The sequence below is a fragment of the Bradyrhizobium diazoefficiens genome (assembly GCF_016616235.1).
Classification (GTDB): Bacteria; Pseudomonadota; Alphaproteobacteria; order Rhizobiales; family Xanthobacteraceae; genus Bradyrhizobium; species Bradyrhizobium diazoefficiens_H.
In genome coordinates, this window is the sequence record NZ_CP067100.1 from 3,518,142 (window position 1) to 3,537,916 (window position 19,775).

The 19,775-nt window shown below is 65.2% G+C and carries 18 protein-coding genes and 1 tRNA gene; 10 read left to right on the forward strand and 9 right to left on the reverse strand.

Going from position 1 to position 19,775, the window contains the following annotated elements; genetic code table 11:
- Window positions 1–3: 3 nt before the first annotated feature.
- From JJB99_RS16745 to JJB99_RS16760, 4 genes are all read right to left on the reverse strand, one after another.
- Window positions 4–1,365: a sigma-54-dependent transcriptional regulator gene (locus JJB99_RS16745; RefSeq protein ID WP_200499757.1), complete on the reverse strand. Its 1,362-nt coding sequence runs from the start codon at window positions 1,363–1,365 to the stop codon at window positions 4–6.
- Window positions 1,350–2,819, reverse strand: a complete 1,470-nt coding sequence (locus tag JJB99_RS16750; protein WP_200499758.1) for a sensor histidine kinase — start codon at window positions 2,817–2,819, stop codon at window positions 1,350–1,352. Before JJB99_RS16750 ends, JJB99_RS16745 begins: the two co-directional genes overlap by 16 nt.
- Window positions 2,820–2,851: 32 nt before the next feature.
- Window positions 2,852–3,292, reverse strand: a complete 441-nt coding sequence (locus JJB99_RS16755; protein ID WP_200499759.1) for an EamA family transporter — start codon at window positions 3,290–3,292, stop codon at window positions 2,852–2,854.
- Between the two features lie 147 nt (window positions 3,293–3,439).
- Window positions 3,440–5,914: a hybrid sensor histidine kinase/response regulator gene (locus JJB99_RS16760; RefSeq protein ID WP_200499760.1), complete on the reverse strand. Its 2,475-nt coding sequence runs from the start codon at window positions 5,912–5,914 to the stop codon at window positions 3,440–3,442.
- A gap of 215 nt (window positions 5,915–6,129) precedes the next feature.
- On the opposite strand from JJB99_RS16760, the gene JJB99_RS16765 reads away from it, so the two are divergent.
- From JJB99_RS16765 to JJB99_RS16780, 4 genes are all read left to right on the forward strand, one after another.
- Entirely contained in the window at window positions 6,130–7,212 is a 1,083-nt protein-coding gene (locus tag JJB99_RS16765; protein WP_200499761.1) for a zinc-binding metallopeptidase family protein, read from the forward strand.
- A 165-nt stretch (window positions 7,213–7,377) separates the two neighbouring features.
- Entirely contained in the window at window positions 7,378–9,393 is a 2,016-nt protein-coding gene (locus JJB99_RS16770) for an acetyl-CoA carboxylase biotin carboxylase subunit (RefSeq protein ID WP_200499762.1), read from the forward strand.
- A gap of 149 nt (window positions 9,394–9,542) precedes the next feature.
- Entirely contained in the window at window positions 9,543–10,409 is an 867-nt protein-coding gene (locus tag JJB99_RS16775; RefSeq protein ID WP_200499763.1) for an isocitrate lyase/PEP mutase family protein, read from the forward strand.
- Entirely contained in the window at window positions 10,406–10,705 is a 300-nt protein-coding gene (locus JJB99_RS16780) for an acylphosphatase (protein ID WP_200499764.1), read from the forward strand. Before JJB99_RS16775 ends, JJB99_RS16780 begins: the two co-directional genes overlap by 4 nt.
- A gap of 178 nt (window positions 10,706–10,883) precedes the next feature.
- Here JJB99_RS16780 and JJB99_RS16785 read toward each other — a convergent pair whose 3' ends face one another.
- On the reverse strand, window positions 10,884–12,404 hold the full coding sequence (locus JJB99_RS16785; protein ID WP_200499765.1) for a PAS domain-containing sensor histidine kinase: 1,521 nt from the start codon (window positions 12,402–12,404) through the stop codon (window positions 10,884–10,886).
- A 154-nt stretch (window positions 12,405–12,558) separates the two neighbouring features.
- On the opposite strand from JJB99_RS16785, the gene JJB99_RS16790 reads away from it, so the two are divergent.
- The 3 genes from JJB99_RS16790 to JJB99_RS16800 are packed head-to-tail and all read left to right on the forward strand — an operon-like array spanning window position 12,559 to window position 15,231.
- On the forward strand, window positions 12,559–13,116 hold the full coding sequence (locus JJB99_RS16790) for a GbsR/MarR family transcriptional regulator (RefSeq protein WP_200499766.1): 558 nt from the start codon (window positions 12,559–12,561) through the stop codon (window positions 13,114–13,116).
- A gap of 16 nt (window positions 13,117–13,132) precedes the next feature.
- A complete protein-coding gene (locus JJB99_RS16795) occupies window positions 13,133–13,798 on the forward strand; it encodes a DUF4166 domain-containing protein (protein ID WP_200499767.1) in 666 nt (221 codons plus the stop codon).
- Complete coding sequence (locus JJB99_RS16800; RefSeq protein WP_200499768.1) at window positions 13,795–15,231, forward strand: TIGR01777 family oxidoreductase; 1,437 nt, start codon at window positions 13,795–13,797, stop codon at window positions 15,229–15,231. The genes JJB99_RS16795 and JJB99_RS16800 overlap by 4 nt, the downstream gene beginning before the upstream one ends.
- 4 nt (window positions 15,232–15,235) lie before the next feature.
- On the opposite strand, the gene JJB99_RS16805 is transcribed toward JJB99_RS16800, so the two are convergent.
- Window positions 15,236–16,090 carry a LysR family transcriptional regulator gene (locus JJB99_RS16805; RefSeq protein ID WP_200499769.1) on the reverse strand — a complete coding sequence of 285 codons (855 nt, stop codon included), beginning with the start codon at window positions 16,088–16,090 and terminating at the stop codon, window positions 15,236–15,238.
- Between the two features lie 110 nt (window positions 16,091–16,200).
- On the opposite strand from JJB99_RS16805, the gene JJB99_RS16810 reads away from it, so the two are divergent.
- Entirely contained in the window at window positions 16,201–16,623 is a 423-nt protein-coding gene (locus tag JJB99_RS16810; RefSeq protein ID WP_200499770.1) for a tautomerase family protein, read from the forward strand.
- Between the two features lie 43 nt (window positions 16,624–16,666).
- Here JJB99_RS16810 and JJB99_RS16815 read toward each other — a convergent pair whose 3' ends face one another.
- Entirely contained in the window at window positions 16,667–17,380 is a 714-nt protein-coding gene (locus tag JJB99_RS16815) for a DNA helicase (protein ID WP_200499771.1), read from the reverse strand.
- Between the two features lie 201 nt (window positions 17,381–17,581).
- Window positions 17,582–18,319 (reverse strand): lipoyl(octanoyl) transferase LipB, encoded by a 738-nt coding sequence (lipB, locus tag JJB99_RS16820; protein WP_200499772.1) that lies wholly within the window; start codon window positions 18,317–18,319, stop codon window positions 17,582–17,584.
- 82 nt (window positions 18,320–18,401) lie between these two features.
- Between lipB and JJB99_RS16825 the strand changes: the two genes are divergently transcribed.
- Both JJB99_RS16825 and JJB99_RS16830 read left to right on the forward strand, forming a co-directional pair.
- Window positions 18,402–18,644, forward strand: a complete 243-nt coding sequence (locus JJB99_RS16825; RefSeq protein ID WP_200499773.1) for a FliM/FliN family flagellar motor switch protein — start codon at window positions 18,402–18,404, stop codon at window positions 18,642–18,644.
- A gap of 184 nt (window positions 18,645–18,828) precedes the next feature.
- Window positions 18,829–18,913 (forward strand) — tRNA-Leu (locus JJB99_RS16830).
- Between the two features lie 208 nt (window positions 18,914–19,121).
- Here the strand turns inward: JJB99_RS16830 and JJB99_RS16835 are convergent.
- The gene (locus JJB99_RS16835; protein ID WP_200500475.1) at window positions 19,122–19,748 is read right to left on the reverse strand and encodes a hypothetical protein; all 627 of its coding nucleotides are present in this window, start codon (window positions 19,746–19,748) and stop codon (window positions 19,122–19,124) included.
- Between the last annotated feature and the right edge of the window lie 27 nt (window positions 19,749–19,775).

Consider the following 19,775-nt stretch of genomic DNA (forward strand, 5'->3'; position numbering starts at 1 on the left):
ATATCAGTCGTCGTCTTTCGCGACACGGTCCGTCAGATTTTCCGACGGCTCGGCGAGGCCGTAACGCTGCATCTTCGTATAGAGAAGCTGACGGTTGATGTTGAGACGCCGTGCTGCCTCGGTGCGGTTGCCGTCGCAGGCTTCCAGCGCGCGCAGAATCATTTCCGTTTCGAGCTGGGCGACGGCCGCGGGGAGATCCGAATCCGGCTGCGCAGGGCCGGCCGTGATCTCGCTCGCGCCGATGTCGATGTCGCCGGCCCCGATGATGTCCGCGCGCGTCAGGATGCAGGCCCGCTCGATCACGTTGCGGAGCTCGCGGACGTTGCCGGGCCAGGCATGGTGGCGCAATTTGTCGAGCGCCGCCGCATCGAGTTGCTTGTGCCGCCCGCTCGAAGCGCTCGCGCCCGCCAGGAAATGCCGGGCAAGTGGTTCGATATCCGCAGGTCGCTCGCGCAGCGCAGGGATTGCAATCGGCACGACATTGAGGCGGTAGTAGAGATCTTCACGGAATTGATGCGCCGCCACCAGCTTGGCGAGGTCGCGATGGGTGGCGGCGACGACCCGCGCATTGGTGCGCACCGGCTTGCCTCCGACCGGCGTGATGACCTGCTCCTGGAGCGCGCGCAAGATCTTGGCCTGCATCGCGAGCGGCATGTCACCGATCTCGTCCAGGAACAGCGTGCCGTTGGCGGCGTCGCGGAAAGCCCCGGCGCGATCGGCGGTAGCACCCGTGAAAGAGCCTCTGAGATGGCCGAATAGCTCGCTCTCGAGCAAGTCCTCGGGAATCGCCGCGCAATTGACCGCGACGAAAGGACCTTCCTTGCGTTTGCCGTGGACGTGGAGCGCGCGCGCCACCAGTTCCTTGCCGGTGCCGGTCTCGCCAAGGATCAGCACGATTGCGTCGTTGTCGGCAGCAAGCCCGATCGCCTTTTGCACGCGGCGCATGCCCTCGCTCGCCCCGATCAGGGTATCCTCGGTTTCGTCATTCGGCGCCCTGACCACGGACCTGCGCTCGGGCAAGCGCTTGAGCAGCGCCCTCAGCGCGTCGCGCCCGATCGGCTTGCTGAGATGGTCGAACGCGCCGAGCCGCATCGCCTCGATGGTATTCGCGGCGCTGGCGAAGGCGGTCAGCACCACCACCGGCGGCGCGTCGTGCTCCGATCGAATCCGGCGAAGCACCTCGATCCCATCCATGCCGCCGGGCATGCGCAGGTCGAGCAGCACGGCGTCGACATCGCCATCAAGCGCGGCGAGGCCCTCAGGACCCGAAGCCGCGAGGCGCGGCGTGTGGCCGAGATCCGTGAGCGCTTCGGCGAGGCCTTCGCGCAGCGCGGCATCATCGTCGACGATCAGGATGGTTGCCATGGGATCTCGATCTCGAATACGGCGCCGCCGGCGGCCTCGGCCAGGCGGACGTCGCCGTGATGGTGTCGTGCGATCTCGCGAACGATGGCGAGGCCGAGGCCGGTACCGTCGGCGCGTCCGGTGACGAAGGGTTCGAACAGCCGTTCACGCAGCTCTTCGGCAACCCCGGGTCCGGTATCGGCCACACGCAACAGCAACATGTCATTTTTCCGGCGTGCCTCGACGGTAATCGCCCCGCCAGCCGGCGTGTTTTGGAGGGCGTTGATGATCAAATTGTCTAGGGCGCGTTGCACCTGGGATGGATCGAATTTCGGTAACGGTGAGAATGTTGGCCCGGTTCCCGCGGTCAGGGCGATGCTTCGCGCCGACGCAAGGTCGCGATGGGTGTCGACGGTCCGGGCCAGGAAGGCCGCAAGGTCGACCTCCACGAAACTGGGGTCGCGCGACTGCGTCATTTCCAGAAGGTCGCGCAACAGCGCATCCAGCCGGTCCACTTGCTGGAGAATGGTGTTCAAAGCCGCCGAGCTGCGCGAGCCGTCGGGCACGGCCAAGGCGTTCTCGGCCTTTAACCGCATTGCGGCAATCGGATTGCGGATTTCGTGAGCGAGTCCCGCCGACATGCGGCCGAGCGCCGCCAATCGCTCCGCGGCCGCCGCACGACGACGCTCCGCCGACAGGCGCTCGCCGGTGCTGTTGAGCGCGTCGACCAGCCGGTCAAGCTCGGGCGCGCCGGTGGGCGCAAGTCTTGGCAGGTCGACTCTCGGCAGACCGACCAGGCCGTTCTTGCGGTCATCCAGGGCGGTCTCGATCAGATCGATCTTGCGCGACCAGACGTACAAGACGCGCGCGAGCCACGCGGCCGAACCGAAGATGGTCAATGCAAGCACGACGAGACCGGCAAGCAGCTGATTGTAAGCCGGCCCTTCCGCCGTGAAGGCCCGTGTCATGGTCCATCCGGTGACCTCAGGCAGCGGGCCTTGCAATGGACAGGCGTGCACGATCAGCACCTGCGACCGGCCGGGTTGCTTGATCGATGCCGCGCGGCCGGACCGGAGCGCTTCGGCATTGACCTCGCGGATGCTGTTGAGCTCGGCCGCGGGCAGGTCGGTCTTCGGTCCGGTGCCTTCATAGGTGGGATACGCGTAGGCGAGCGAGCCGTCGTCGGCCTTCCAGATACCCCCTTCGACCCCATTCGCGGCCGCAAGCGCCGTCTGGGCGACGGCTGTCAGTTGCTGCCTGAGCCGATCATCGATGGGACCCCCGTGCCATGCGGCGACAAAGAACTGGTAGCGATCGGCAAGGTCGCGGCAGGCGCGGGCGACCAGCTCCTCGGACCGGGCCAGCCGCGCATTGGCGGTCTGCTGGAAGGACTCGAACAAGAGATAGCCGGTGGCGATGCCGGAGACGACCAACATGATCCAGAGGGCCAGCAATCGGGAGCGGAGCGAGTGCATGCTTGGGAACGTGCGCCTCCAGGATCAGTGCGTCAAAGCTTCACGGCGAGCAGCACCGCGCCGGCGCCAATCATGGCGATGCCAAGCCATCCCTGCGCGGTCGGCCGCTCGCCGAGAAAGGCGAAGGCGAACAGGGCGACCAGCACGACACTGAGCTTGTCGATCGGCGCCACCAGCGTGGCGGGCCCGAGCTTCAGCGCCCGGAAATAGCACAACCACGACGCTCCGGTCGCAAGGCCCGACAGCACGAGGAACAGCCATGTCCTCGACGAGATCGCCGAGGGCGCGGCGAATTGCCCGCTGAAGAACAGCAGCACGGAGAAGGCGAGCAGCACCACGATGGTGCGGATGAAGGTGGCAAGATCCGGATTGATGTTCTCGACGCCGACCTTGGCGAAGATCGCGGTCAGCGCCGCGAAGCAGGCGGACAGCAGCGCCCAGGTCTGCCAGGCGGAAAAAAGGGCGGGTTTCATGGGGTCGATATCCGTTGGTTTAGGACGGCGCACCAGCGCCGTCATTGCGAGCGCGGCGAAGCAATCCAGTCTGCGCGGAGAGACTCTGGATTGCTTCGCTGCGCTCGCAATGACGGAGTTCTTGGCTGCTTACCGCATACCTCACACTCACCGCGCCGCCGATAGCTTTTCCGTGATCGCCTTGCGCAGGATCCGCGACAGGGACTCGACGGAATACGGCTTCTGGATCAATTCGAAACCTCGATGGGTATTTTCGGCAAGTACGTTGCTATAGCCGCTGGTGAGTACGACGGGCAGGCCTGGATAGCGCTCGCGGATGATGCCAGCGAGCTCGACGCCGTTCATGCCTGGCATGATGACATCGGAGAAGACGAGATCGACCGCGAACTCGTTCTCGCCGAGGATCGCGAGCGCCGCATTGGCGTTGGCGACGCGGCGGACGATATAGCCGAGGTCCTCCAGCAGCTCGGTTGAGAACTGGCCGACATCGTCATTGTCCTCGACCACGAGCACGCGATAGCCGCGCCCCGTGGTTGCCGCCTCGCTGGTGAGCGCTGCGGCTTGCTTCTCGGCGGCCGGGCACTGCACCTGCGGCAAATAGATGGTGAAGGTTGCGCCCTGTCCGTGCGTGCTCGTCACCGCAATGTCGCCCTCGGATTGCTTGGCGAAGCCGAACGCCTGGCTGAGGCCGAGGCCGGTGCCCTTGCCGACCTCCTTGGTGGTGAAGAACGGCTCGAAGATGGCGTCGATATTTTCGGGCGCGATGCCGCTGCCGGTGTCGCTAACGGAGATTGCGACATAATCGCCGCCGCGGGCGGAGTGTGCGCGCAGGCTCGGGATACCCTGAACCTTGCGCACGGCGATGGTGAGGCGGCCTTCGCCGTTCATGGCGTCGCGGGCGTTGATGGCGAGGTTGATCAGGGCGGTCTCGAACTGCGCGATATCGGCGACCGTGAAGCAATCGGCGTCGTTGATTTCGACGGAGATCTCGATGCGGCCGCCGACCAGTGGCCGGACCAGCTGCGCCACGCCCTCGACCTGGCTGCCGACGTCGAAGATCTGCGGCTTCAAGGGCTGCCTTCGCGCAAAAGCCAGCAGCTGCGCGGTCAGCTTGGAGGCGCGCTCGACGGTGTCGGAGATGGCGTCGACATAGCGGCGGCGGCGCTCCTCCGGCAGCTCGCGCCGGCGCAGGAAGTCGGTGGCGGAGCGGATGATGGTGAGGAGATTGTTGAAGTCGTGCGCAACGCCGCCGGTGAGCTGGCCGATCGCCTCCATCTTCTGCGACTGCCGCAGCGCTTCCTCGCCGCGGCGGCGCTCGGTGACGTCGACGGCCTCGGGCACTGCACCGGTGATGTTGCCGTGGCGGTCGAGCACGGGACGCATGCTGAATTCGAAATCGCGCTCGCCGATGGGCAGCCGCAGCCGCATCTCCATCCGCACCGCTTCTCCGCGTAGCACGGTGTCGAACGCTTCGCGTACCGTTGCGCTCATGCCGTGGGTGCCGGTGAACCAGGGGGTCTGCCAGAGCGGCTTGCCGATCACGTCCGCGGAGCTTGCCTTGATGCCGTCCAGCGCGGTCTTGTTGGCGTAGAGCAGCTCGCCTTTGAGATCGACCAGGCCCTGATACTGATTGCTGGTCCCCAGGATCGCCCGCAGCCGGGACTCGTTGGATTCGAGCTCGGCGGTGCGCTCGACGATGCGCTCTTCCAGCGTCTCGTTGAGCTGGCGGAGCTCGATCTCGGCCTGCTTGGCGGCGGTGATGTCGTGGGCGACGCCGATGAAGCCGATATGCTTGCCGGTCGGATCCCAGCGCGGCTGCGATTCCGAGCGCAGCCAGCGCCATTCGCCGCTGGCGTTCTTGTAGCGCGCTTCCAGTACGAAGGGTTTTAGTGATGCTTCACCCTGGACCGATTGCTGGAGCACATGCGGCAGGTCGTCCGGATGCAGCACCTTGCGCCAGTCGAATGCGATCGCCTGGTCGTAGGGCAGGCCGAGGAAGTCGACATAGGCTTGGTTGGCGAAGGAGCGCGTGCGGTCGAGCTTGGTGACCCAGATCGGCACCGGTGCACTGTCGGCGATCAGACGGAAGCGCTCCTCGCTCTCGCGCAGGGTCTCGCGGACCAGCATCTGGTCGGTGGCGTCGATATGGGCGCCGACGAGGCGGATGGCGCGGCCGTTGCTGTCGCGCTCGATCTTGGCGACGACGCGGATCCAGCGAGTCTCGCCGTCGCTGGGGCGGATGATGCGGTATTCGGCCGTATAGTCTTCGCTGGTCCCGGCCAGCGCATCGAGGAAGTGCTTTACTGCGGCGTCGCGGTCGTCAGGATGGATGCGGTTCACCCACTCCTCGTGGGTCTCGTCGGCGGCCTCGGGCGGCAGCCCATGGATCATCAGATATTCCGGCGAGCGGCGGTTCTTGAAACCCTCGCGGAAGTCGACCTCAAGGCCGCCGACCTTGCCGATGCGCTGGATCCGCGCCAGCTCGGCTTCGCGCTCCTGGAGCGCGCGATAGGCGTCGTCGCGCTCGCGCGCGATGTCTTCGAGGTGCTGGCGCAGCCTTTCGGCGGCGGTGTCGGGCGAGCGATCGTTCAAGGCGTCGGCCGTTGTGATGCGGGAGCGCACGTGCCGCACCGATATTCACACAGACAAAGCGTGATGACCATTGCTCAAAAGGGAATAGATAAGGAAGTGCCCCGCCGAAAGCCGCGTGGCGGGCACGGACGAACGCCGGGTCTGGCTATTTGTTCCAAACCTTGGAACGATAGGCCGTCGGCGGGCGTATCTGCGAGGCGCCAAAGCTCTCGCTCATAAAGCCCCCTTTCCGAAGAGGCTAAATCTTGAAGCTCTTTGTCTGCCAGGCCTGCGGCAACGTCCTCTATTTCGAGAACCGTACCTGCGAACGCTGCGGGCATCGGGTCGCGTTCCTGCCGGACAAGGAAACGATGTCGGCGATCGAGCCTGACGGCGAGGCCTGGAGGACGCTCGCCGTCAAGAGCGAGGAGCGCATGCTGTGCCGCAATGCCGAGTACGATGCCTGCAACTGGCTGACGGACGCAGCCGATGCCACCGGCTATTGCCGCGCCTGCCGTCACAACGGCATCGTGCCTGATCTCTCTGACCCCGCGCAGCTCGCCGGCTGGCGCGAGCTGGAGGTGGCAAAACACCGGCTGTTCTATTCCCTGATCCGCTGGAAGCTGCCGCTCCAGACCCGGCAAGACAATCCCGAGCACGGCCTGATCTTCAACTTCCTCGCCGACGATCCGAACAGCGGGCAGAAGATCATGACCGGCCATGACAACGGCCTGATCACCATCGCGCTGACGGAGACCGACGATATCGAGCGCGAACGGCGCAGGCTGGAGATGGGCGAGCCGTATCGCACGTTGCTCGGGCATTTCCGCCATGAGGTCGGGCACTATTTTTGGGACGCGCTGGTGCGCGACGGTAGCAAGCTGGAGGAATGCCGCGCGGTATTCGGCGACGATTCCGCCGATTACGGTGAGGCCGTGCAGCGTCATTACGCCGAAGGCGCGCCGCCGGACTGGCAGCAGAACTACGTCTCGGCCTATGCCACCATGCACCCGTGGGAAGACTTCGCGGAAACCTGGGCGCATTACCTCCACATCGTCGACACCCTGGAGATGGCCGGCGAGTTCGGCATGGAGGTGCGTCCCAAGGTCGACCGCGACGGAGAGTTGACGGCGCGCATTCGTTTCAACCCCTACGAGGCCAGGGACGTCCAGGCGCTTATCGACGCATGGCTGCCCTTCACCTTCGCCATGAACAGCGTCAACCGCGCCATGGGCCTGCGCGACCTCTATCCCTTCATCCTGTCGCCCGCCGTGGTCGCCAAACTGGGCTTCATTCATGGCCTCGTCCGGGACGTGGCCAAGGCCAACAAGGCCTTAGGACAGCCTTAGCCGTCCCAAGGTCAGCCGGGGCCGTTTCGGTCTTGCGCTGGTACGCTGGAAGCGGGCCGGATTTTGGCCGTTGCCTCCGGCCCATTTTAATGTACCACGGGAGCTACACGGCCCGTCCCATCGGCCCGGGAAGGGTCCCGCCCAAGGTCCAGACTCAAGAAAAGCATGTTCAAACGCATCCTGATCGCCAATCGCGGCGAAATCGCCTGCCGGGTCATCAAGACCGCTCGCAAGATGGGAATTCAGACGGTTGCGGTCTATTCCGAGGCCGACCGCGACGCCCTCCACGTCGAGATGGCCGACGAGGCCGTGCTGATCGGCCCGCCCGCGGCGGCCGAGAGCTATCTGGTGATCGAGAAGATCGTCGAGGCCTGCCGCAAGACCGGCGCCGAGGCGGTGCATCCCGGCTACGGCTTCCTCTCCGAGCGCGAGGCGTTTCCGCGGGCGCTGGAAGCGGCCGGCATCGTCTTCATCGGCCCGAACCCCGGCGCCATCGCTGCGATGGGCGACAAGATCGAATCCAAGAAGGCGGCCGCGAAGGCCAAGGTCTCGACCGTGCCCGGCTATCTCGGCGTCATCGAGGACGACAAGCACGCGGTCAAGATCTCCGACGAGATCGGCTATCCCGTGATGATCAAGGCCTCGGCCGGCGGCGGCGGCAAGGGCATGCGCATCGCGCACTCCAAGGCCGAGGTCGCGGAAGGCTTCAATCTCGCCAAGGCCGAAGCGAAGGCCTCTTTCGGCGACGACCGCGTCTTCGTCGAAAAATTCATCGTCGATCCCCGCCACATCGAGATCCAGGTACTGGGCGACAAGCACGGCAACGTCATCTATCTCGGCGAGCGCGAATGCTCGATCCAGCGCCGCAACCAGAAGGTCATCGAGGAGGCGCCGTCGCCGCTGCTCGATGAGGCCACGCGCCGCAAGATGGGCGAGCAGGCGGTCGCGCTGGCGAAAGCCGTGAACTATGATTCCGCCGGCACCGTCGAGTTCGTGGCAGGGCAGGACAAGAGCTTCTTCTTTCTCGAGATGAACACGCGCCTCCAGGTCGAGCATCCCGTCACCGAGCTCGTCACCGGCATCGACCTCGTCGAGCAGATGATCCGCGTCGCCGCCGGCGAGAAGCTCGCCATCGCGCAGAAGGACGTCACGCTCACGGGATGGGCCGTCGAGTCGCGCCTCTATGCCGAAGACCCGTTCCGCAACTTCCTGCCCTCGATCGGGCGGCTCGTAAAATATCGTCCGCCGGCGGAAGCGAGCCAGGACGGCATCACCGTACGCAACGACACCGGCGTGCAGGAGGGCGGAGAGATCTCGATCCATTACGATCCGATGATCGCCAAGCTCGTGACGCATGCGCCGTCGCGCGCGGCCGCGATCGAGGCGCAGGCGACCGCGCTGGATTCGTTCTATGTCGACGGCATCCGCCACAACATTCCGTTCCTGTCGGCGCTGATGCACCATCCGCGCTGGCGCGAGGGCCGGCTGTCGACCGGCTTCATCGCCGAGGAATTTCCCAAGGGCTTTGCGGTGCGCGTGCCCGAAGGCGAGGTCGCGCGGCGGATCGCCGCTGTCGGCGCCGCCATCGATCACGTGCTGGGCGAGCGCAAGCGGCAGATCTCGGGCCAGATGGGCGGCCGGATCGTGCAGCGCGAGCGCCGCCGCGCGGTCTGGCTCGACCGGCAGGAGATCTTGCTCGAGGTCGGTCGCGAGGGCGATGCGATCGCGATCCGCTTCATCGACGCCGAGGGCAAGGCGGGCAACGCGCATCTGTTGGCTTCGCCGTGGAAGCCGGGCGATCCGGTCTGGCAGGGCACCATCGACGGCCATCTCGTCGCGGTTCAGGCGCGGCCGATTGCCAATGGCATCCGCCTCGCGCATCAGGGCGTCGAGGTGCCGGTCTATGTCTGGACCGAGGCGGAAGCCGCTTCGGCACGGCTGATGCCGGTGACGAGGGCCTCCGACAGCGGCAAGAAGCTGCTCTGTCCGATGCCCGGCCTCGTGGTCTCGATCGCGGTGACCGAAGGGCAGGAGGTCAAGGCCGGCGAGACGCTGGCCGTGGTCGAAGCCATGAAGATGCAGAACGTGCTCCGCGCCGAGCAGGACGGCAAGGTGAAGAAGATCCACGCTACCGCAGGCGCAACGCTCGCGGTAGACGCGCTGATCCTGGAGTTTGCGTAAGCGCTCCGGCGCACAACAGTCGACCCTCACCCTGAGGAGCCGCGCCTCGCGCGGCGTCTCGAAGGGCGAGGCCACCAGCCGGGCCTTCATCCTTCGAGACGCGCGCAAGAGCGCGCTCCTCAGGATGAGGATTTTGGAGTGAGGCAAGCATGGCCTTTCGTTCCCGCCGTGAGAAACTGCGTTCGATCCTTTCAGGCCCGGCCTGCGTCCATCCCGGCTCGGTCTATGACGCGATCTCGATCCGCATTGCCGAGGACCTTGGTTTTCCGCTCGGCATGTTCGGCGGCTCGGTCGCCTCGCTCGCGGTGCTCGGCGATCCCGATGTCACGCTGATCACGCTCACCGAACTCGCCGAGCAGACGCGGCGGATGTCGCGCGCCTCCGCGCTGCCGGTGCTGGTCGATGCCGACCACGGCTATGGCAATGCGCTCAATGTACGCCGCACGGTGCAGGAGCTGGAGACCGCGGGCGCCGCCGGCCTCACCATTGAGGACACGCTGCTGCCGGCAGCCTTCGGCGAAGCGAAGGCGCAGCTGATCTCAGTGGAAGAAGGCGTCGGCAAGATGAAGGCGGCGCTCGACGGTCGCGGCGATCCCTCGCTGGTCATCATAGGCCGCACCGGTGCCGCCTCGATCAGCTCGATCGAGGATGCGATCCGCCGCGCCAAGGCCTATGAAGCGACCGGCGTCGACGCGTTGTTCTTCACCGGCATCAAGTCGCGCGCGGACCTCGAGGCGATTGCGGCTGCGACGCATCTGCCGATCGTGCTTGGCGGCACGCCGGAGGAGTTGAGCGCGATCGACTATCTCGCCAGCCAGCGCGTGCGTGTCGCACTCCAGGGCCATGCCCCGATCGCGGCGGCGACGCAGGCCGTCTACGAGACGCAGAAGGCGTTGCGCGAGGGCACGGCGCCGAAGGCGCTGAGGGGCTTGCCGTCAGCGGAGCTGACCAATCGCGTTGTGCGCGAAGCCGAGGTAAAAGCGCGCAGCGCCGACTTTCTGGGACTGAAAAAATGAGCCGGGCGATCCTCCAGGTCATGATCCGCGGTCGCGTGCAAGGCGTCGGCTATCGGGCCTGGGTCGAGTACCAGGCGAAGACGAGCGGCCTCGAAGGCTGGGTCCGCAACCACCGCGACGGCAGCGTGGAAGCGCTGTTCGCGGGCACGCCGAAGCATGTCGCCGAGATGGTCGCGCTGTGCCGCCATGGCCCGCCATCCTCACGCGTGGATAGTGTCACCAGCGAGACGGCCAGTGCCGATGAGCTGAATCTACGCAGGGCAGGGGAGGCGTTTTCGGTGTTGCCGACGGTTTGATTTGATACGGGGGAGCTCTTGCCGCGCCGGCGGTGCGCTCCCTCGCCCCGTTCTTACGGGGAGAGGGTTGGGGTGAGGGGCCTCTCTCCACAGGCGAGATGGTTGTGGGACTTGTACCCCCTCACCCGGATTGCTTCGCAATCCGACCTCTCCCCGCAGGCGGGGAGAGGTTAAATCCTCACCTCGGCAGCTTGGAAATCGCCTCGCTCAGCTCGTGGATCTCGTATGGCTTGCGCAGGATCGGGAAATCGCCGCGCACACCGGCCGCGACATCGCTGTAGCCGGTGGCAAGCAGGATCGGCAGGCCGGGGTGGATCTGGCGTAGATGATGGGCGAGGCTGAGCCCGTCCATCTTGCCGGGCATCACGATATCAGAGAATACGAAATCGACGCCGTTCTTCTCGAGCTCGCGCAATGCGGCTTCGGCATCGGGGACCCTGCGGACCTGATAGCCGAGCTGCTCCAACAGGCCGATACTGACGGTGGCAACGTCCGGATTGTCCTCGACCAGCAGCACCGTGCCGCTGCCCCGAAACGACGGTTCTGCGGCCGTCTCGCGCGCCGGCATGTCGTCTGCCCGTGGCAGGAGGATGGTGAACGTCGTACCCTTGCCGAGCTCGCTTGCGACCCTCACCGTGCCCCCGGCCTGATGGGCGAAGCCGTGCACTTGGGAGAGACCGAGCCCGGTGCCCTTTCCGATCGGCTTGGTGGTGAAGAACGGCTCGAAGACCTTGTCGAGCACGTCGGATGGAATACCGAGGCCGGTGTCGATGACATCGATGGCGACGAAATCGCCGGCGAAGGGCGCCTCGTCCAGCACGACGTTGCGCGCGCCGATCGTCACCGTGCCTCCGTCGGGCATCGCGTCGCGGGCATTGATGACGAGGTTGAGCAGCGCGGTCTCGAGCTCGGAGACGTCTGCCTTGATCGGCCAGAGGGCGCCGCTGAGATTGAAGGCGAGGCGCACGGAGCTGCCGACGCCGGCGTCGAGCACCTCGCGGATCGCCTCGACGCGGTCGGCGAAGTCGATCGCCTGCGGATTGACACTCTGCCGCCGCGCGAAGGTGAGGAGCTGGTTGGTCAGCGCCGCGCCGCGCTTGGTCGCGGTCTCGATGGCCGAGATCGCGCGCTGGACCTTGGCCTCGTCGTCGACGCCCCGCTTCAACATGTGGAGACTGCCGCTGATGATCATCAGCAGGTTGTTGAAGTCGTGGGCGACCCCGCCGGTGAGCTGGCCGAGCGCATCGAACTTCTGGGACTCGGCGAGCTGCTTCTGCATCGCCTCGAGCTGGAGCTGCGTGTTGCGGCGTTCGGTGATGTCCCGCGTGATCTTGGCGAAGCCGACCAACTCGCCGTCCTCGTAGATCGGATCGATCACGACGCTGGCCCAAAAGAATGTGCCGTCCTTGCGGACGCGCCAGCCTTCCTCCTCGTAGCGGCCCTTTTCCCTGGCGATGCCGAGCGCACGGGCGGGCTTGCCGTTGGCGCGGTCGGTCTCGGTGTAGAAGCGGGAAAAGTGCTGGCCGAGGATCTCTCCGGGCGAATAGCCCTTGATGCGCTCGCCCCCGATATTCCAGCTGGTGATGATCCCGTTGGGGTCCAGCATGTAGAGCGCGTAGTCCGCGACTCCCTCAACCAACAGCCGGAAACTGCGCTCGCTCTCGAATAAGTCTCTCTGCCGACTGAACTTTTCGACCATTCCGGGGCCCTGCCTGAACCGGAGCAAACGCCGCAGGCGGTGGTTTTGTTCCCGCATTCTGGAATGTTTTTAGGCAAATCTCGCGGGCCGTATGCAGGGATACCAGCCGCCCACTACACTTGACAATCAAGCTCATCCATCAGATATTTCTGTCATGACAGAAATAACCGGAAAGAAGAAACTCCCCGCCGCCGTTGAGCGCTTCATCCTGCATTGGGGCGACATGGGGGACCAGTGGGGCGTCAACCGTTCGGTCAGCCAGATTCACGGGCTGCTGTATCTCGCCGAGGCGCCGATGACGGCCGAGGACATCGCCGACACGCTCGGCATGGCCCGCTCCAACGTTTCCAATTCGCTCAAGGAGCTGCTCGCCTGGAATCTGATCCGGCGGGTGCCGATCCTCGGCGACCGCCGCGACCATTACGAGGCCGAGACCGACATCTGGGAGGTTGCGGCCCGAATCGCGGCGCGCCGTAAGGAGCGGGAAATCGATCCGGCGATCGTGGCGCTCAGGGCCTGCGTGTCCGATGCCACGGATGATCCGACCATCAGTCCGGTCGCGAGCAAACGGCTGAAGGAGATGCTCGCCTTCACCGAGCTCGCTGACCACTGGTTCATGCAGATGCTGAAGGTGCCGCGGCCGCGGCTGGTCGCCTTGATGCGGCTTGGCGAGAAGATCGCCAACCTGCTGCCGCTGGGCAAGGCCAAATAGTGGTGAGGAGGTTGCGATGACGTCGGCGAGATTATCGGGTTCCAACGTACCAACCTCCGCTCACACCAAGCTGCTCGAGGACCGCCGCTTTCGCGCGCTGCTGTTGGATGAGGATTGGGGCCGCCTGCCGCTCGCGACCTGGCGGCGCTTTTCCAAGCGCGTCGCCGACGGCGACAGCGTCGTCTATGTCGGCGTTGTCGACGAGGTCAGCTTCAGCGATATCGGCTGGTGGTTTGCGCAAGCCGCACGCCTGATCGGCGGGCCGCTGCCGACCAGCCGCGACACCGGGGTGCCGATGATCGTCACCGTCACCGAGGACGGCGCGACCGGCGGCCAGACCTGGACCCGCATTTGCGCGCGCAGGCGCGGCTTTCCCCAAGTCATCCATTCCGCAAAGCGCTTCGCCGGCCCGACCGGGCTCGAGGAATATGTCGGCTGCGGCGTCTCGATGGCGCTCCGCATCGCCGTTGAAGGCCAGACGTTGACCTTCCGCAGCGCCGGCTATGGCCTGCAGCTCGGGCGGTTGTGGATCCCGCTACCGCCATGGCTCACACCGGGCGACCTCACGGTGACGCATAGCGATCTCGGCGAGGGTGCCTTCCGCTTCACCCTCGATGTCATTCATCCGCGTTACGGCGCGCTGATCCACCAGTCCGCCGTGTTCAGGGAGGCCGTGTCATGACGCCGCTCTTGTGGACGCTCATCGCCATCCAGATCGTGATGGGCGTGTTCGACACCTTCTATCACCATGAATTCACCGAGCGCCTGGCCTGGCGTCCATCGCAGCGCTTCGAGCTGAAGCTGCACGGCATTCGCAACATGCTGTATGCGCTGTTGTTCCTGCTGCTCGGCTGGCTGGAGGTCTACGGCGTACTGGCGCTGCTGATCGTAGCGGTCCTGGTGGCCGAGATCGTCATCACGCTGATGGATTTCGTCGAGGAGGATCTGAGCCGGAAGCTGCCGCCGAGCGAGCGCATCAACCACACGCTGCTGGCGATCAATTACGGCGCCATCCTGGTGCTGCTGTTGCCGGTGCTGATCGATTGGGTGATGCAGCCGTTCGGCGCGACGATCGTGTATCAGGGCCTGCTCAGCATCGCCGCGACCGCCTGCGCGGTGGGCGCGGCGCTCTGCGGCGTCAGGGATTTTGCCGCGATGCGCCGGCTCGGCCGCATGCGAAGCGTTCCGGCGGAAGGACTTGTCGACAAGCTACGGGGCCGCAGGAGCGTGCTGATCACCGGCGCAACCGGCTTCATCGGCAGCCGTCTTGCGGCCAGCCTCAGCGGAGCAGGGCATCACGTCATCGCGCTGATTCGGAATCCCGCCAAGGCGGAGATGCTGCCACCGCCGGTGACGCTCATCACCAGCCTCGATCAGCTCGCCGCGGACACGCCGATCGACGCCATCGTCAATCTCGCCGGCGAGCCGATCGGCAATGGCCTGTGGACCGAGGCGAAGCGCGCCAAGATCATCAGCTCGCGCGTCGACATGACCGGTGAGGTCGTGAAACTGATCGCGCGGCTCGACCGCAAGCCCGAGGTGCTCGTCAGCGGCTCCGCAATCGGCTGGTACGGCCTGTGGGCCGACCAGGTGCTGACGGAGTCGGCGAAATCCCACGCCTGCTTCAGCCACGAGCTGTGCGCGGCCTGGGAGACCGCGGCGCGGCCGGCGGAGGAGCTCGGCGTTCGCGTGGTCTATTTGCGCATCGGCCTCGTGCTCGGCACCGAAGGCGGCTTCATCACCCGCATGCTGACGCCGTTCGAATTCGGTCTTGGCGGCCCGCTCGGCACCGGGCGGCAGTGGATGTCCTGGATCGAGCGCGACGACCTGATCCGGCTGATCGCCTATGTGATGGCGACGCCGGATCTCACGGGACCCGTCAACGCCACGGCGCCGATCCCGGTCACCAACGCAAAATTCACCGAAGAGCTCGGCCGACGTCTGCACCGGCCCGCGGTGTTCCGCATTCCCGGCGGGCTGTTGCGCAAGATCGGCGGCGGCTTTGCCGATGAACTCCTGCTCGGCGGCCAGCGCGTGCTGCCGAACAAGGCGCTGAGCCGAGGTTTTGTGTTTCGGCACGAGACGCTGCGCAGCGCGTTCCAGGCGATCTTGTGAGACGTCAGGTGGCGGCTACACTTCGAAACGTCGCCGCCACCGCACGCAACGCCGCGAGCTTGGCGGGATCGCTGACCTTCGAATGCAGCATCACCTTCGAGCTGCCGAGCTTCGGCAGCTTGTGCGCGGGTCCGACGTCGATCAGTCCGGGTGGCGCGATCCGTCGTGCCAGGGGCGCGATGGCGAGTCCGGCGAGCGCAGCGGCGACCACTGCCGTGACGCCGCCGCCGACGAAGCGCTCGCGCCAGGCGATGTCGGCCTTGTCCAGCGCGCGCACGGCGACGGCGCGGACGCCGCAGGGCGGGGCGAGTGTTGCGAGCGGCAGCGGCTCGCCCTTCGGCAGGGCGAAGCGCCTTGATGCGAACCAGCAAAACTCGTCCTCGGCCAGCTTCTCGCCGCCGCGGCGGCTGCCTTCCTGGCGGACGATCACCGCATCGAGCTGACCCGCGTCATAGGCATCCTGCATCTCGCGCGAGAAGCCGATGGTGACGGCGAGGGTGAGGTTCGACGACATCGCGTGCAGGCGTTCGAGCAGCGGCACGAGCTCGGGGCCTGCGGCGTGATCGGAGATGCCGAGCGAGAGCGATTGAGCAGTCGATGTCCCGTCAGACAGCGCACGGTCATGCGCCTGCATCAGGGCGCGGGCGCGATCGAGGAACCCTGCGCCGTCGGCGGTGAGCCGGACCGCGCGAGGCGAGCGCTCAACGAGGCGCTTGCCGAGCAACGTCTCCAGCCGCTGAAGCTTAAGGCTGACGGCGGCTTGCGTCGTGCCCAGCGCTTCGGCGGCACGGGTAAAACTCTGGAGGTCGGCGACCAGCAGAAAGGCCTTGATGGTGGCGATGTCGAGCGTGGCTGTCATTTTGAACCGTTATCATTGGTATCATCTGAGATAAGATACCAAAATGACTGGGGAAGGTCTAGCTTCTCACCAACGCCGCAGGAAGCCGCGGCAATTTGAGGAGAACGACCATGCCCCTGATCACAGTGTCCTACACCACCTCCCGCCAGTCGCCGTCGCTGAAGGCCGACATCGCCAGCGCCGTGTCCGAGCTCACCGCAAAAATCCTGCACAAGGATCCGAAGATCACCGCCATCGTCGTGAGAGCAGTCGATGCCGGCGATTGGTTTGCCGGCGGCCAATCGTTGGCCGAGCAGAGGCTCGCCAGCTACTGGATCGACATCCACGTCACCGAAGGCACCAACACCAAGGATGAGAAGGCGGCCTATCTGGCCGCCATGTTCAAGCGCATGGCCGAGATTCTTGGCCCGCTGCATCCCGAGACCTATCTGCATGTCGACGAGGTCAAGGGCGACGCCTACGGCTTTGGCGGCCTGACCCAGGAGCGCCGCTATATCGCCGGCAAGCTCGAAGTGTCGCCAGCTGCGGCGTGAGGCTGCAAGCCGCGGGTGCGTGATCCCACCCGCGGCCTGATCATCAGCTTGCGGCGCGGAACTGAACTTCGGAATTGTTCAGAAAGCACGTCTTGTCGAACAGGTTCAGGTCCAGCGGGTTCGGCAGCCTGACATCGCCGAGATCGGGGCAGGGCTTGGTCACGGGATCATAGGACCGGTCGATCTGCGAGATGAAGACGACGATCAGTCCCTTGTCGCGCGCGAAGGATTTCAGCGCGCGCACCTGAACGGTGAGGTCTGGGTTTTCGCGCCGCTGGTCGAGCAGTTGCAGATAATCGATCACGACGATTGTGCCGCGGGGAGCCGTGACCATCTGCTTGACGACGTAATCGGCACTGATGGCATCGGAGCAGTCGACCTCCAACAGCTTGTCGAACTGCGCCGGATCGGCGCCGATCGCACGCAAGCGATCAAGCACGTCCTTCTCTGTGTATTCGAGCGAGAAGAATGCGGCGCGATGACCCGACTTCATGGCCGCCACGGCGAGTTCGAGGCTCATCAACGTCTTGCCCTGGCCGGGGCGCGCGCCGACCAGCACGAGGTCGCCGGGCCGGAATTGCGGGAACAGCTTGTTAGCCGGCGTCATCGCCGCAGCCTTCCCCGCCAACATGCTCCAGGCGGAAAACCCTTCCGCGGCGGCGACGCGGTCAAGCGCGTCATGGAGCGGAATGCCTTGCTCGCGGGACAGGCGCTTTGCCCGTCGCTTCAGATGATAGATCGGCGCAGACAGCTTCATCGTCAAAACCTCCCATTGCGAGCAGAAAGCGCAATCCCTCCTTATGCCTGGCGCTCGAACAGTCGGTCCGATGGTTTAGTCGCCCGGCATGAAATGTACTTTCCCGGCGGAGGGGGGAGGCGTGGGCGGCACCTGGCTCAGGCATAGCCGATTCGACGGCGTGCAGAGAACGCGCGCGGTCGGCCTGATACAGAAAAAATGCTAGACGGCCGCCTCCGGCACCTGCGCCTTGGTCGGCCCGAACAGCTCCTCGAACGCCTGACGCAGCGCGACGTCGACATCGGCCATGGTCACGAGCTGGCCGAGATCGACCAGCGAGGTGACGCCATAGCGGGCGTCAGTGACGCCGCAGGGCACGATGCCGGCAAAGTGCTCCAGCTCAGGCTCGACATTGATGGCGATGCCGTGGAACGAGACCCAGCGCTTCAGCCGCACGCCGATCGCGGCGATCTTGTCCTCGTGGCCCACGCCTTTGTCGGGCCGCTTCACCCAGACGCCGACCCGGTCCTCGCGCCGCTCGCCGCGGACGTTGAAGGCGGCGAGCGTCTTCAGGATCAGTTCCTCCAGGCTCGCGACATAGGCCCGCACGTCCGGCCGGCGCCGCTTGAGGTCGAGCATGATGTAGGCCACCCGCTGGCCGGGCCCGTGATAGGTCAGCTGCCCGCCGCGCCCCGTCGCAAAGGTTGGGAATCGGGGATCGAGCAGGTCGGAGTCCTTACCGGAGGTGCCGGAGGTATACAGCGGAGGGTGCTCGAGCAGCCAGACCAGCTCCGGCGCCTCGCCAGCCGCGATCGCGGCAACGCGTGCCTCCATGGCGGCCACGGCCTTCGGATAGGGCACCGGAGCATCCGAAATCCGCCATTCCACGGGCGCGCCCGAAGAGGCGGAAAACGACGTCAAATCGAGGTCTTGGCGCGGGTTTTGCGGCGAATTAACCATTGGCTAACCATAACGTGGTGATGATCTCGGGAGCAAATGAAGAGTCCCAAGTCCTAGGTCTCAAGTTGCGGCGGTTCTGACAGTGCCCACTCTCGATAAAGTCACCGTGGATCTCATGGTCGTCCTCGGCACGACCACTATGCCGATTCATCAAGTATTGCGTCTTTCCCGCGGCGCCATCATTGAGCTCGACGCAACCGAGGCCGACGAGGTCAAGGTTCTGGCCAACAATCTGCCGGTCGCCTCCGGCGTCGTGCTGGTCGACCGCAACCGGATCGCGGTCGAGGTCAAGCAGATGCTGCCGCGCACGCCGGGCATGCGGTAGCAGCCTGGGCATGTGGTAGCAGCCTGGGCTCGCGGCAAAAGCCCGATTCCGGGGGAGGGCCGGAACTTTCCTGCCAAGCTTGTGGAATTCGGGGCCTTTGCAGGCTTGTACCCCTCTGATGGATTTGTTAGATCGGCGCCGTTGATCCGGCCGGCCTTCAAGCCTCAGGCCGGCATCCCCAAAAGCGCTCGTGGCGGAACTGGTAGACGCGCTGCCTTGAGGTGGCAGTGAGTAAAATCGTGGGGGTTCGAGTCCCTCCGAGCGCACCAAGCCCAATAAGTTATTGATACGAAGTATATTTTAGCGCGCGGAGTGCCGGATGCTGGTCCGCCAATCCGCATGTTTGATCGCGTCTCCGAGCATTGCTCTCATGTCGCGTCGGGCGCTTTGAACCCTCCTCCGCCGAAGAATCGGCGCGACGCGATGTTATCGAAGCTGCTCAACCCGCAACTTGGCTACCGCTGCATCTTGGATGCTTCATTCGATTGATCTCAGAACGACGTGTCCCGCGAGTGCGGCCACGGTCCCCGACAGAACGAACGCTGGCCAAAACAATATCGGGCGCGGCACGCGCATGCATGAATGAGCCCCGATGGTCGCTGCGATGCCAAGCGCGATCACGGCGATCGCCAAGCGCTCCGACGGCCCGCCGGGGTCGATGATCCAGTCTGCGCACGCGCTGGCGACTGTTTGGGCCAGCATTGCCGTCGCCCAGAAGAAGCCGCGGACATTGGAGCCATCCGCAGGACCCGGCAGATTTCCCGTGAGGCGATAGCAGATCACGAAGGAGAAGATGAGCGGGATGGCGATGAGCAGAATCGCGCCGCCGTCGCCGACTCCCATCGAGATATCGGTTGTCTCTGCCAGCACCGCACCCAACAGACTGAGCAAGAATGCGGCGAACCAGAACATCACCCGCGGAAGCCGCCGGGTCGTTCCCTGCAATATCGACGTCGCAAGGAAGCACAGCATGAGCGCGACGATCACTCTTCCCGAGCGGTGAAGGTAGATCTGATTGAGTGCATGGCCCGCGATCTCGCCCGCCATGGCCGCGAGGAGCCAGTTGGTCCAGAAAGTGGCCGAGAGCTCTGGAACGATGCTCATGCGGATCGATGGCGCGTCATTCGGAGC